The sequence below is a fragment of the Arthrobacter sp. Y3223164 genome (assembly GCF_059091005.1).
This window is the reverse complement of the sequence record NZ_JBNHGF010000039.1, coordinates 1-13,687: the sequence shown is the minus strand read 5'-3', so window position 1 is coordinate 13,687 and position 13,687 is coordinate 1. Positions and strand designations below refer to the sequence as shown.

At 66.7% G+C, this 13,687-nt stretch carries 12 protein-coding genes; 8 read left to right on the top strand and 4 right to left on the bottom strand.

All coding sequences use genetic code 11. The features are described from left to right. Nucleotides 1-146: 146 nt before the first annotated feature. The 4 genes from AC5RUJ_RS04140 to sdhC all read right to left on the bottom strand — a co-directional run bounded on the left by AC5RUJ_RS04140 (nucleotide 147) and on the right by sdhC (nucleotide 3,668). Nucleotides 147-935, bottom strand: coding sequence for a succinate dehydrogenase iron-sulfur subunit (locus AC5RUJ_RS04140; RefSeq protein ID WP_494001495.1), 789 nt, complete (start codon nucleotides 933-935; stop codon nucleotides 147-149). After that, nucleotides 935-2,722, bottom strand: a complete 1,788-nt coding sequence (sdhA, locus tag AC5RUJ_RS04135; protein ID WP_493978599.1) for a succinate dehydrogenase flavoprotein subunit — start codon at nucleotides 2,720-2,722, stop codon at nucleotides 935-937. Before sdhA ends, AC5RUJ_RS04140 begins: the two co-directional genes overlap by 1 nt. An 88-nt stretch (nucleotides 2,723-2,810) precedes the next feature. Beyond that, nucleotides 2,811-3,281, bottom strand: coding sequence for a succinate dehydrogenase hydrophobic membrane anchor subunit (locus tag AC5RUJ_RS04130; protein ID WP_494001494.1), 471 nt, complete (start codon nucleotides 3,279-3,281; stop codon nucleotides 2,811-2,813). Between the two features lie 3 nt (nucleotides 3,282-3,284). Next, nucleotides 3,285-3,668, bottom strand: coding sequence for a succinate dehydrogenase, cytochrome b556 subunit (gene sdhC / locus AC5RUJ_RS04125; RefSeq protein ID WP_493987889.1), 384 nt, complete (start codon nucleotides 3,666-3,668; stop codon nucleotides 3,285-3,287). Between the two features lie 338 nt (nucleotides 3,669-4,006). Here sdhC and AC5RUJ_RS04120 point away from each other — a divergent pair, with 338 nt between their 5' ends. The 8 genes from AC5RUJ_RS04120 to AC5RUJ_RS04085 all read left to right on the top strand — a co-directional run. After that, nucleotides 4,007-5,152 (top strand): mannose-1-phosphate guanylyltransferase, encoded by a 1,146-nt coding sequence (locus AC5RUJ_RS04120; RefSeq protein ID WP_494073561.1) that lies wholly within the window; start codon nucleotides 4,007-4,009, stop codon nucleotides 5,150-5,152. Between the two features lie 95 nt (nucleotides 5,153-5,247). Continuing rightward, nucleotides 5,248-6,477: an amidohydrolase gene (locus AC5RUJ_RS04115; protein WP_494128015.1), complete on the top strand. Its 1,230-nt coding sequence runs from the start codon at nucleotides 5,248-5,250 to the stop codon at nucleotides 6,475-6,477. A gap of 192 nt (nucleotides 6,478-6,669) precedes the next feature. Continuing rightward, entirely contained in the window at nucleotides 6,670-7,788 is a 1,119-nt protein-coding gene (locus tag AC5RUJ_RS04110; protein WP_494073562.1) for a BMP family lipoprotein, read from the top strand. Nucleotides 7,789-7,964: 176 nt separating this feature from the next. Beyond that, complete coding sequence (locus AC5RUJ_RS04105) at nucleotides 7,965-9,530, top strand: ABC transporter ATP-binding protein (RefSeq protein ID WP_494001871.1); 1,566 nt, start codon at nucleotides 7,965-7,967, stop codon at nucleotides 9,528-9,530. Continuing rightward, nucleotides 9,527-10,888, top strand: a complete 1,362-nt coding sequence (locus AC5RUJ_RS04100) for an ABC transporter permease (protein ID WP_494128016.1) — start codon at nucleotides 9,527-9,529, stop codon at nucleotides 10,886-10,888. Before AC5RUJ_RS04105 ends, AC5RUJ_RS04100 begins: the two co-directional genes overlap by 4 nt. Continuing rightward, nucleotides 10,885-12,174, top strand: a complete 1,290-nt coding sequence (locus AC5RUJ_RS04095) for an ABC transporter permease (protein WP_494014406.1) — start codon at nucleotides 10,885-10,887, stop codon at nucleotides 12,172-12,174. Before AC5RUJ_RS04100 ends, AC5RUJ_RS04095 begins: the two co-directional genes overlap by 4 nt. 2 nt (nucleotides 12,175-12,176) lie before the next feature. Next, on the top strand, nucleotides 12,177-12,581 hold the full coding sequence (locus tag AC5RUJ_RS04090) for a cytidine deaminase (RefSeq protein WP_494073564.1): 405 nt from the start codon (nucleotides 12,177-12,179) through the stop codon (nucleotides 12,579-12,581). A gap of 31 nt (nucleotides 12,582-12,612) precedes the next feature. Further along, nucleotides 12,613-13,687 (top strand): thymidine phosphorylase (locus AC5RUJ_RS04085; RefSeq protein WP_494155618.1); only part of this gene is annotated, 1,075 nt, incomplete at its 3' end.

Sequence of the window (13,687 nt, the reverse complement as noted above, 5' to 3'; positions counted from 1 at the left end):
TCCGATCGCGGGTGGGTGGGGCTGGGGGCGTGGAGCCTGCGCCGGCGGAGGCCCCTGCCGGAACCTTAAACACCGGTGGCGCCGACTCCCGGAAGGAATCGGCGCCACCAGGACCGCGCAGTCCCGAAGGGGACCGCCGCGATGGGCTAGACGGAGCGGTGCAGGATGGCCTGGCGCACCTCGGTGATCGCCTTGGTCACCTGGATGCCGCGGGGGCAAGCCTCGCTGCAGTTGAAGGTGGTGCGGCAACGCCACACGCCTTCCTTGTCGTTGAGGACCTCCAGGCGCATGTCGCCGGCATCGTCGCGGGAATCGAAGATGAAGCGGTGCGCGTTCACGATCGCCGCCGGCCCGAAGTACTGGCCGTCGGTCCAGAACACCGGGCAGGAGGAGGTGCAGGCGGCGCAGAGGATGCACTTGGTGGTGTCGTCGAACCGCTCGCGGTCCTCCTGCGACTGCAGCCGCTCGCGGGTCGGCGCGTGGCCGTTGTTGATCAGGAACGGCATGATCTCGCGGTAGGACTGGAAGAACGGCTCCATGTCCACGATCAGGTCCTTCTCCACCGGCAGGCCCTTGATCGGCTCCACCGTGATGGGCTTGGCCGTGTCCAGGTCCTTCAGCAGCGTCTTGCAGGCCAGGCGGTTGCGGCCGTTGATGCGCATCGCATCCGAGCCACAGACGCCGTGGGCGCAGGACCGGCGGAAGGAAACGGAACCGTCATGCTCCCACTTGACCTTGTGCAGGGCATCCAGCACGCGGTCGGTGCCGTACATGGTGAGCTTGAATTCGTCCCAGCGGGCTTCCTCGGAAACCTCCGGATCGTAGCGGCGGACCTTCAGCGTAATGTCAAAGCTGGGGATTTCGCCGCCGCCGCCGACCCCGGGAGCCAGCTCGACCTTGGACGGTCCTTCGGGAATTTCGGTCGCGGTGCTCATCAGTATTTCCTCACCATCGGTTCGTAGCGCGTGAATACCACGGGTTTGGTATCCATGCGGATGCCGGCCGTCTGATCGGTCACGGCGTCGACGTCCAGGTAGCACATCGAGTGCTTCATGAAGTTCTCGTCGTCGCGGTCCGGGTAGTCCTCGCGGAAGTGTCCGCCGCGGGACTCCGTGCGGTGCAGCGCCGCCACGGTCATCACCTGGGCCATGTCCAGCAGGAAGCCGAGTTCCACGGCCTCCAGCAGGTCCAGGTTGAAGCGCTTGCCCTTGTCCTGGACGCTGATGTTCTTGTAGCGCTCGCGCAGCGAAGCGATCACGTTCAGCGCCTCGGTCAGGGACTTCTCGTCGCGGAACACCTGCACGTTGGCATCCATGATGTCCTGCAGTTCCTTGCGGATCTGGGCGACCCGCTCGGTACCGGTACCGCCGCGCACCGTCTCGAGCAGCTCCATCGTGTACAGCTCCGGGTTCTCCGGCAGCTCGACAAAGTCCGCGGTCTTGGCGTACTCGGCGGCGTTGATGCCGGAGCGCTTGCCGAAGACGTTGATGTCCAGCAGGGAGTTGGTTCCCAGACGGTTCGAGCCGTGGACGGAAACGCAGGCCACCTCGCCGGCGGCGTACAGGCCCGGCACCACGGTGTCGTTGTCCTGCAGCACCTCGGCCTTGATGTTGGTGGGAATGCCACCCATGGCGTAGTGGGCGGTGGGGAACACGGGCACCGGCTCGGTGTAGGGCTCGACGCCGAGGTAGGTGCGTGCGAACTCCGTGATGTCCGGCAGCTTCGCGTCAATGTGCGCCGGCTCCAGGTGGGTCAGGTCCAGCAGCACGTAGTCCTTGTTCGGGCCGCAGCCGCGGCCTTCCCGGACCTCAAGGGCCATGGAACGGGCCACGATGTCACGCGGCGCCAGGTCCTTGATGGTGGGGGCGTAGCGCTCCATGAAGCGCTCACCGTCGGCGTTGCGAAGGATGCCGCCTTCGCCGCGGGCGGCCTCGGAGAGCAGGATGCCCAGGCCGGCCAGGCCGGTCGGGTGGAACTGGACGAACTCCATGTCCTCCAGCGGGAGGCCGCGGCGGAACGCGATGCCCATGCCGTCGCCGGTAAGGGTGTGCGCGTTGGAGGTGGTCTTGAAGACCTTGCCCACGCCGCCCGAAGCGAAGATGACGGACTTTGCCTGGAAGACGTGGAGCTCGCCGGAGGCCAGGTCGTAGCTGACGACGCCGGCGACGCGCTTCTGCTTGTAGGGGGTGCCGTCCGCGCGGGTGGCGTCTTCCTCGACCAACAGCAGGTCCAGCACGTAGTACTCGTTGTAGAACTCAACGTTGTGCTTGACGCAGTTTTGGTAAAGGGTCTGCAGGATCATGTGTCCGGTGCGGTCGGCGGCGTAGCAGGCGCGGCGCACGGGGGCCTTGCCGTGGTCGCGGGTGTGTCCACCGAAGCGACGCTGGTCGATCTTGCCCTCGGGCGTCCGGTTGAACGGCAGGCCCATCTTTTCCAGGTCCAGCACCGCGTCGATGGCTTCCTTGGCCATCACTTCGGCGGCATCCTGGTCAACCAGGTAGTCGCCGCCCTTGATTGTGTCAAAGGTGTGCCATTCCCAGTTGTCCTCTTCGACGTTCGCCAGTGCGGCGCACATGCCGCCCTGGGCCGCGCCGGTGTGGGAACGGGTGGGGTACAGCTTGGTCAGTACTGCGGTGTGCGCGCGCTGGCCTGATTCGATCGCGGCGCGCATACCGGCGCCACCGGCACCGACAATGACGACGTCGTACTTATGGACCTGCATACTGGATGCTCTTTCTGTTGAAACTGGGTTTTCTTCGCCGTGTGGGGTTCACGACGGGCAACGGCGCCGCGGTCTGTCGCGGGGACGGTTAGGGTGCCGGGCAGAACGACGGCAGCAGATCGGCGGTGGCGTTCGCCGGGCACGGATCGAAGGTGAAGATCACCAGGGTGCCGAGCACGATGATGACGGCAGAGGCCACGTAGAGGACCATCTTGAACCAGAAGCGGGTGATGTCCTTTTCCGCATAGTCCTCGATGATGGTCCGCACGCCGTTGGTGCCGTGCAGCATGGCCAGCCACAGCATGGCCAGGTCCCAGATCTGCCAGAACGGGTCGGCCCACTTGCCGGCCACAAAGCCGAAGTCGATGGCGTGGACGCCTTCGCCCACCATCAGGTTGACGAACAGGTGTCCAAAGACCAGCACCACCAGGATGAGGCCGGAGAGCCGCATGAACAGCCATGCGTACAGTTCGAAGTTGCCCTTGCGCCCCTTGTTGCGCATGTACTCGGGAGCGATGCGGGCGCTGCGGGGAGCCTGGATTTCAGAGTTGACCGACATGAGTTAGTGACCCCCGGTGAAAGCGAGCGTGAGGTGGCGGATGAGGAACGGAACCATGACGACGACCCAGAGGCCGACAACCCCCCACAGAAGCTTGGCCTGGTACTTGGGCCCCTTCTTCCAGAAGTCGATGAGGATGACGCGAAGCCCGTTAAAGGCGTGGTAGACGATGGCCGCTACCAGGCCGGCTTCCAGAATGGCCATGATCGGGTTCTTGTACGTGGCCATGACGGCGTCGTAGGCGCCCGGGGATACCCGGACCAGCGCGGTATCGAGCACGTGAACCAAGAGAAAGAAAAAGATTGCGACGCCCGTGATGCGGTGTCCTACCCAAGACCACATGCCTTCACGGCCGCGGTATAAGGTCCCTGCTGGTGTCTTCGACACTGAATTACCCTCCCTGCATCGCAGAGGCGCAGCGTGGCTTCCACGCAAGAGTTGACGCCGGTGCGAGAGCGCTCTATAGCTCAAGACTAATCTAGGCTTCGCTGAGGGCTTATTCAATTTAGGTACGGCAGGGTGTGACCTTTTTAACAGCAGGGGCTTAACCGCCCGTGCTGTACCGGCTTCCACGGGGCGGATGAGGCCGGTTTACGCCCCCGCAGGACCTGGATTTTGACGCGGCGCCAGTTGGCGCCGATACGGCACCGGCAAACCACCCCGATGGGAGAAATCGGCCTCCAGGATGAAGGCGGTACCCACGAGGCTGGATTACCGTGGAGAGCGTGAACACTCAAGCAGCAGGCCGGGGTGCGGCCGACGACGACGCCGTGCTGGACCGTTTTCATGCCGTTATACCGGCCGGCGGGACCGGGACGCGGTTGTGGCCGCTGTCCCGCGCGGCGGCCCCGAAGTTCCTGCACGACCTGACCGGTTCCGGGTCCACACTCATCCGCGCCACCTATTCCCGTCTTGAGCCGCTGTGCCAGGGGCGGACCCTGGTGGTGACCGGCAAGGTGCACCGACATGCGGTGTGCGCGCAGCTGCCCGAACTTCAGGATGCGAACCTGGTGCTGGAGCCGGAACCGAAGGACTCTGCGGCGGCGATCGGTCTCGCCGCGGCGATCCTGTACCGGCGGGACCCGCGGATCATCATGGGCTCCTTCGCCGCGGACCAGGTGATCACCCCGGCGGAGGAGTTCCAGCAGGCGGTCCGCGAGGCGGTGTACACCGCGGCCGAGGGCTACATCGTCACGATCGGGATCACCCCGACGCATCCGGCCACCGGCTTCGGGTACATCCGTTCCGCCGGGGCGCTGCAGGTCCCCGGCGCGCCCTCCGCGCAGGCGGTGGCCGAGTTCGTGGAGAAACCCGACGAGCAGGTGGCCCGCGGCTACCTGGCGACGGGGGAATATTCCTGGAACGCCGGCATGTTCGTGGCGCCGGTTGACCTGCTGCTGAAGCATCTGGAAACCAACGAACCCGAACTCTTTGCCGGCCTGACCGAGATCGCCGAGGCCTGGGACACCCCGGCCCGCGGCGCGGTGATGCGCAGGATCTGGCCGGACCTGCCCAAGACGGCCATCGACTACGCGGTGGCCGAACCCGCGGCGGCCGCCGGGGACGTGGCGATGATTCCCGGTTCCTTCTCCTGGGACGATGTGGGCGACTTCGCCGCGATCGGGCGGCTGAATACCGCCAGCGAAACCTCCGGGCTCACGGTCCTCGGCGAAGGGGCGAGGGTCTTCGCGGAGTCGGCCACCGGCGTCGTGGTCTCCGACACCAAACGCGTGATCGCGCTGATCGGCATCGACGACGTCGTCGTGGTCGACACCCCGGACGCGCTGCTGGTGACCACTAAGGAACACGCGCAGAAGGTGAAGTCCGCCGTCGAACACCTCAGGGCCAGCGGCGACACCGACGTCCTCTAAAGCCGCAAGGCACCCGGGACCGGCGGCGAAAGCCTGATCGTGTGCAAGGCCGGCGACCGTCCTCGGAACGTCGCTCAAATCGATAGAGTGCAGGTGTGCAGAAGATTTCAGAAACTCCGCTGGCCAATCTCAATATCGGCGTCTGGGCATCGCCACTGCTGGATGAACTCCGGCGGTTCCGGCGGGACCTGCACCAGCATCCCGAGCTGTCGCACAAGGAATTCCTCACCACCCGGAAGCTGGCCGAGCGGCTGACGGCCGCAGGACTCGAGCCGCAACTGCTGGACGGCACCGGGCTGTTCGTCGACATCGGGGAGGGCCCGCTGGCCATCGGGCTGCGCGCGGACATCGACGCCCTGCCGATCATGGAAGAAACCGGCCTCGACTACGCCTCGGTTAACACCGGCATCAGCCATGCCTGCGGACACGACATCCACACCACGGTGATGCTCGGCGTCGCGCTGGTCCTGCGCAAACTGGATCTGGAAGGCGAACTGCCCGCCCGCGTGCGGGTCATCTTCCAGCCTGCCGAGGAGACCATGCCCGGCGGCGCGTTGGCCGTCATCGAGCAGGGCGTGCTGGAAGGGCTGCCGCGGATCCTGGCACTGCACTGCGACCCGCGCATCGACGTCGGCCTGGTCGGCACGCGGATCGGAGCCATCACCTCCGCCTCGGACACCATCCGGATTGAACTGCGCGGGCGCGGCGGCCACACGTCCCGCCCGCACCTGACGGAGGACCTGGTGTTCGCGCTGGCCGAGATCGCCGTCAGCGTCCCGGCCGTCATCAACCGGCGGATCGATGTCCGCAGCGCCGTCTCGCTCGTGTGGGGGCAAATCCAGGCGGGCGCCGCCCCCAACGCGATCCCGGCCGTCGGCTACATGGCCGGCACCATGCGCTGCCTGGACGGGGAAGCCTGGCAGGCCGCCGGTGAGCTGGTGGACGAGGTGGTCAACCAGGTGGCCGCACCGTTCGGCGTGGACGTCAAGCTCGAACACATCCGCGGCGTGCCTCCCGTGATCAACACCGAGCGGGAAACCACGCTGCTCGAGGCGGCGGCCCGGAGCGAGCTGGGGGAGGACGCGGTGACCCTCACGCCGCAGTCGATGGGCGGGGAGGACTTCGCCTGGATGACCCAGGAAGTGCCCGGCGCCATGATGCGGCTGGGCACCCGGAGCCCGGGCGGCGAAACCTTCGACCTGCACCGCGGCGACTACGTTCCCGACGAGCACGCCATCGGCGTGGGCGTGCGCGTCATGGCCAAGGCCGCCGTGCTGGCCGCCCGGCGTCACCGGGACACGGCAGCCGGTGCTACCCAAAAGTAACAACTTTTGAACAATCTGCGCGCGCCGGTAGCGATTGCTTCGCCGGTGGGGCGCGCGGGAACTACTGTAGGGTCATCAACTGTGCACCTGCAGGACAGGTGCTGTGCCACGCGGAGTACAAGTCAAACGCCGCACTTCTTGTGAAGCGACCATTGAACTGTGGCGGGGCAGACATTCTTTTATGGAGGAACATTGAAGACTTCACTGCGCAAGATTAAGCGCGGCACCGGCCTCTCCGCCGCGGTGCTGGGCGCGTCCGCACTGGTTCTGACCGCGTGCGGCGCACCGCCGGCCCAAGAGGGCGGCGCCAGCGGCAGCCCGGCAGCGGAAGGCACCGACTACCTCGGCTGCATCGTCTCCGACTCCGGTGGATTCGACGACCGCTCGTTCAACCAGTCGAGCTACGAAGGCCTGAAGATGGCCGAGGAAGAGCTGGGCATCAAGATCCGCGAGGCCGAGTCCCAGGCCGAGACCGATTTCGGTCCCAACGTGGATGCCATGGTGCAGGCCAACTGCAACATGGTCCTGACGGTCGGCTTCCTGCTGGGCGACGTGACCAAGGAGGCGGCGGCGGCCAACCCTGAGACCAACTTCGCGATCGTCGACTACAACGACCCGGAGTTCAGCGACAACGTCAAGCCGATCATCTATGACACGGCGCAGGCGGCGTTCCTGGCCGGCTACGTGGCGGCCGCAACCAGCGAGACCGGCAAGGTGGCCACCTACGGCGGCATGAACATCCCCACCGTCACCATCTTCATGGACGGCTTCGCCGACGGCGTCGACTACTACAACGAGCAGAAGGACGCCAACGTCGAACTGCTCGGCTGGAACAAGGAAGCCCAGAACGGCACCTTCGTCGGCAACTTCGAGGATCAGGGCAAGGGCAAGACCAACACCCTGAACTTCATCAACGAGGGCGCCGACATCATCATGCCGGTGGCAGGCCCGGTGGGCCTGGGCACGCTGGACGCCGTGCTCGAAGCCAATGCCGACGGCAAGGATGCCAAGGTCGTATGGGTCGACTCCGACGGCTACGAGACCGCCGGCAAGGCCGAGGAATTCATCCTCACCTCGGTGATGAAGCTGATGGGCAACGCGGTCGAGGAAGTCGTCAAGACCGACGCCGAGGGCAACTTCGACAGCTCGCCGTATGTCGGAACCCTGGAGAACGGCGGCGTGGCACTGGCCCCGTTCCATGACCTCGACGCAGCGGTTTCCGACGAGACCAAGGCGGAACTGGAAACCATCAAGGAGTCGATCATCTCGGGCGAGATCAAGGTCGAATCCAAGGCCAGCCCGCAGCAGTAAGCACGCAGCGGACCGCCGCCCTCCGTACCGGACACCGGTGCCGAGGGCGGCGGTTCGCGCTGTAATCGGCCGAACCGGTTTAGGCTAGGCACAGCGTCCGGGCAGCAGCACCGTCCGGCACCGCGCCGCTGGATGACGACCGTCGTACCTACGGACAAAGAACAGGTGGGTTGGGGTTGAAACTCGAGCTCAAGGGAATCACCAAGCGATTCGGCTCCCTGGTTGCCAACGACCACATTGACCTGGTGGTGCAGCCGGGACAGGTGCACAGCCTGCTGGGCGAAAACGGCGCCGGGAAATCGACGCTGATGAACGTCCTCTACGGGCTTTACGAGCCCAGCGAAGGCCAGATCCTGGTCGACGACAAGCCCGTGACCTTCGACGGCCCCGGGGACGCCATGGCGGCCGGCATCGGCATGGTGCACCAGCACTTCATGCTGGTCCCGGTGTTCACCGTGGCCGAGAACGTGGCGCTCGGCAATGAGGCGACCAAGGCCGGCGGCCAACTCAATCTGGAGGAGACCCGGGCCCGGATCAGGGAGATCTCCGACCAATACGGTTTCGAGGTGGACCCCGACGCGGTGGTCGAGGACCTGCCGGTCGGGGTGCAGCAGCGGGTCGAGATCATCAAGGCCCTGGTCCGGGACGCCGAAGTGCTGATCCTGGACGAGCCGACCGCCGTCCTGACGCCCAAGGAAACGGATGAGCTGCTGGGCATCATGGGCCAACTCAAGGCCGACGGCAAGGCCATCGTCTTCATCTCCCACAAGCTGCGTGAAGTCAAGGCGGTTTCGGACATCATCACGGTCATTCGCCGTGGCAAGGTCATCGGCGACGCGCCGCCCTCGGCCTCCACGACCGAGTTGGCGGAAATGATGGTGGGCCGCGCCGTCAGCCTGACCCTCAACAAGGAACCGGCCCGGCCGGGCGAAGAAACGTTCACCGTCAACAACCTCACCGTGCGTTCGGCCACGGGCCAGCGCGTGGTGGACGGCATCAGTTTCGGCATAGCGCGCGGCGAAATCCTCGCGGTGGCCGGCGTCCAAGGCAACGGGCAGACCGAACTGACCGAGGCGATCCTGGGGCTGCAGGACCACGTGTCCGGCTCCATCAGGCTCGAAGGCCGCGAACTGGTGGGGCGCAAGGTCAAGGACATCATCGAGGCCGGCGTCGGTTTCGTGCCGGAGGACCGCAGCGTCGAGGGCCTGGTCGGTACCTTCTCGGTGGCCGAAAACCTCATCCTCAACCGCTACGACCAGCCGCCGTTTGCCCGCGGCCTGGCCATGAAGCCGGCCCTGGTCGCCCGGAACGCCGAGCAATACATTTCGGAGTTCGACGTCCGCACCCAGTCTGCGGCGGCGGCGGCCGGTACCCTCTCCGGCGGAAACCAGCAAAAGGTGGTCATGGCCCGGGAACTGTCCAGGCCGTTGAAGCTCTTTATCGCTTCCCAACCCACCCGCGGCGTGGACGTAGGCTCCATCGAATTCCTGCACAAGCGGATCGTCGCCGAGCGCGACGTCGGCACGCCGGTGATGATCGTTTCCACCGAACTGGACGAGGTGCTGGAACTTGCCGACCGGATCGCCGTGCTCTACCAGGGCCGGCTGATGGGCATCGTCCCCGCCGGCACCTCGCGCGGCGAGCTGGGCCTGATGATGGCCGGCATGAGCGCCGAGGAAGCACAGGCACACCGGACGGACGCCGAAGTACAGCAGACAGACGCCGAAGGAGGCGAGGAATGAGCGCGGACGAGTCCGGCAAGCACGGGAAGCGGTCGAAACACGCGGGAACGCCCGCGGCGGAGGGCGACGAGCAGCGGCTCGAGGCGGCTGCCGCCCTCGGCGACGGCACCCAGGCGCCGCCGGCCGTGTTACCCACGGGGGAGAGCCTGCACCCCGAGTTGCGCGCGCATCAGACCATCATGCAGCGGATCGTCTCCGGCAACGCGCTGGTGGCTGTCCTCGCCATTCTGCTGTCCCTGATCGCCGGCGGCATCCTGATCGCGTTGACGAACGAGGAAGTCGCCCGGACCTCCAGCTACTTCTTCGCCCGCCCGCAGGACATGCTGGCTGCCGGCTGGACGGCCGCCGCCAACGCCTACGCCGCCCTGTTCCAGGGCTCGATCTTCAACTTCGAGGGCGCCTCGTTCGCCCGGATGATCTACCCGTTGACCCAGACGCTGACCGTGGCCACGCCGCTCATCTGCGCAGGCCTGGGCGTGGCGCTGGCGTTCCGTGCGGGACTGTTCAACATCGGCGCGCAGGGCCAGATCATCATCGGCGCCACCCTGGCCGCCTGGGTCGGTTTCAGCTGGCACCTTCCGGTGGGCCTGCACCTGCTCCTGGTCATCATCGCCGGCATCATCGGCGGCGCGTTGTGGGGCGGCCTCGTCGGCCTGCTGAAGGCCAAGACCGGTGCCCACGAAGTGATCCTGTCGATCATGCTCAACTACGTGGCCATCAACCTGGTGCTGTACCTGCTGACCATGCCCGCGTTCCAGCGACCGGGCTCCACCAACCCGATTAGCCCGCAGCTGGATGCCACGGCCATGTATCCGCCGCTCTTTGGCGACACCTTCCGGCTGCACTGGGGCTTCGTGGTAGCCATTCTGGCCACCGTTTTCTGCTGGTGGCTGCTCAACCGCTCCACCATCGGCTTCGAGCTGCGCGCGGTCGGCTCCAATCCGCACGCCGCGCGCACCGCCGGCATCAGCGTCACCAAGGGCTACGTCGTGGTGATGGTGCTGGCGGGCGCCCTCGCCGGCCTGGCCGGCGTCGCGCAGGTGGCCGGCACCGAACGCGTTCTGACCGCGGGCGTCGCTGCCAGTTTCGGGTTCGACGCCATCACCGTTGCACTGCTGGGACGTTCGACGCCGTGGGGCACCTTTGCGGCCGGCCTGCTGTTCGGCGCCTTCCGCGCCGGCGGGGTGACCATGCAGACCAACACCGGCACCGGCATCGACATCGTGCTGGTGGTCCAGTCCATGATCGTGCTGTTCATCGCGGCGCCGCCGCTCGTGCGCGCGATCTTCCGGCTCCCCGAGCCGGGCAAGCTGACGGCAAAACCCCGTAAGACCGCAAGCACCGGAGGTGCAGCATGAGCACGGTTACCGCCACCGCCCCGCAGCAAAGCCCAGCCGCCGCGGACACCGTGCGGAACTGGAAGACGCCGGTCATCCTGGCCGTCCTGGCCTTCGCGGCCGTCCTGGTTTTCGCGGTCGGGGCACCGGACAACTCGGTGACCTTCCGGCTGTCGGACCCCAACGACCCGGTGGTGCTGCCGTCGGTGGTGCTCTCGGCCGTCGTCACCGGCTGGGTCACGGCCGTCCTGATGCTCGCCGCCGCCGTCTGGTCGTTCATGCTGGTCCGGTCCGGACGAAAGGTCCCCGGCTGGCTGGTGGCCGTCTTTGCCGTGCTGTTCGTGGTCGGATTCCTCACTTGGGTGGTCGGCAGCGCCCGGACCCCCAACGTGGCCCTCTACGGACTGCTGGCCGGTTCGGTCACGCTGGCCGTGCCGCTGATTTTCGGCTCCCTCTCCGGCGTGCTGTGCGAGCGCTCCGGCGTCGTCAACATCGCCATCGAAGGACAGCTGCTGTTCGGTGCCTTCTCCGCCGCGGTCGCCGGATCGCTCTCCGGCAACGCGTTCATCGGCCTGGCCGCAGCGGCCGTCGGCGGCGTGCTCGTCTCGGCGGTACTGGCGGTGTTCAGCATCAAGTACATCGTCAACCAGGTGATCGTCGGGGTGGTGCTCAACGTGCTGGTTTCCGGCCTGACCGGTTTCCTGTTCTCCACCGTCCTCTCGGCCGACTCGGCCACCTGGAACTCTCCGCCGCGGCTGCCGATCATCAGCATTCCGGTGCTGTCCGACATCCCGATCATCGGCCCCATCCTGTTCGAACAGTCGGTGGTCGGCTACCTGATGTACGTCGCGGTGGCCGTGATTTACTTCGGCCTGTTCCACACCAAGTGGGGCCTGCGCACCCGTGCCGTCGGGGAGCACCCGAAGGCTGCGGACACCCTGGGCGTAAAGGTCAACCGGATGCGGTTCATGAACGTGCTGCTGGCCGGCGTCGTCGCCGGTTTCGGCGGCGCCTTCTTCACCCTGGTCCTTGTTTCCAGCTTCGGCCGCGACATGACCGCCGGGCAGGGCTACATCGCCCTGGCGGCGCTGATCTTCGGCCGCTGGAACCCGCTGTACGCGTTCTTCGCGGCGCTGCTGTTTGGCTTCGCGACCAACCTCCAGTACGTGCTCAGCGCCCTGGGCTCCACGGTGCCGAACCAGTTCCTGGCCATGCTGCCTTACGTGGTGACCATCTTCGCCGTCGCCGGCCTGGTGGGCCGCGCCCGACCCCCGGCCGCCAGCGGCGTGCCATACATCAAGGGATGACCGTGGAAGCACCAACGACGGCCCAGGTGGACTGGCACGCCCTCCAGCAGGCCGCGGAAGCCGCCATGCGGCTGGCCTACGTGCCGTACTCGGGCTTCCCGGTCGGCGCCGCCGCGCTGACCGACGACGGCCGGATCGTCTCCGGCTGCAACGTGGAAAACGCCTCCTACGGCTTGACCCTGTGCGCGGAATGTTCGCTGGTGAGCCAGCTGAACATGACGGGCGGCGGGAAACTGGCCGCCTTCAGCTGCGTGGACGGGGAGGGCAACGCCCTGATGCCGTGCGGCCGGTGCCGTCAGCTGCTGTACGAGTTCCGCGCGCCCGGCATGCTGCTGATGACGCCGGCCGGCATCAGGACCATGGACCAGGTGCTGCCCGACGCCTTCGGACCGCAGCACCTGGCCTGACGGGCGGAACGCATCACCTAAGGAGCAGGACATGACCGAAACATTCGACGCCGTGGACATCATCCGGACCAAGCGGGACAAGGGAACGCTCAGCCCGGAGCAGATCGCCTGGACCATCGACGCCTACACCCGCGGGACCATCGCCGACGAGCAGATGTCCGCGCTGAACATGGCCATCCTGCTCAACGGCATGGACCGGGAAGAGATCGCGCACTGGACGACGGCGATGATCGCCTCCGGCGAGCGGATGGACTTCTCCTCGCTCGGCAAGCCGACCGCCGACAAACATTCCACCGGCGGCGTGGGGGACAAGATCACCCTCCCGCTGGCCCCGCTGGTGGCAGTCTTCGGCGTGGCGGTGCCCCAGTTGTCCGGCCGCGGCCTCGGCCACACCGGCGGCACCCTGGACAAGCTCGAGTCGATTCCGGGCTGGCGGGCCCTGCTCAGCAATGACGAGATGATGAGCCAACTGGCCGAGATCGGCGCCGTGATCTGCGCGGCGGGGGCCGGTCTGGCTCCCGCGGACAAGAAGCTCTACGCGCTGCGCGACGTGACCGGCACGGTCGAGGCGATCCCCCTGATCGCCTCCTCGATCATGAGCAAGAAGATTGCCGAAGGCACCGGCTCACTGGTGCTGGACGTGAAGGTCGGCAGCGGGGCCTTCATGAAGGACGAGCGCAACGCCCGGGAACTGGCCGAAACCATGGTCGCCCTGGGCCAGGACGCGGGCGTGAACACCGTGGCACTGCTGACCGATATGAGCACGCCGCTCGGGCTGACCGCCGGCAACGCCATCGAGGTCGAGGAATCCGTGGAGGTGCTGGCGGGCGGCGGCCCCGAGGACGTCGTGGAGCTGACCGTGAGGCTGGCCGAGGAGATGCTGCACGCCGCCGGCGTGACGGATGCCGACCCTGCTGCCGCGCTGCGGGACGGCCGCGCCATGGACGTCTGGAAATCCATGATCCGCGCCCAGGGCGGGGATCCCGACGCCAGGCTGCCGGTGGCCAGGGAGTCGGAAGTCGTCTACGCCGAGGCCGACGGCGTGCTGATGCAACTGGACGCCCTGGCCGTCGGCGTCGCCGCCTGGCGGCTCGGTGCCGGACGCG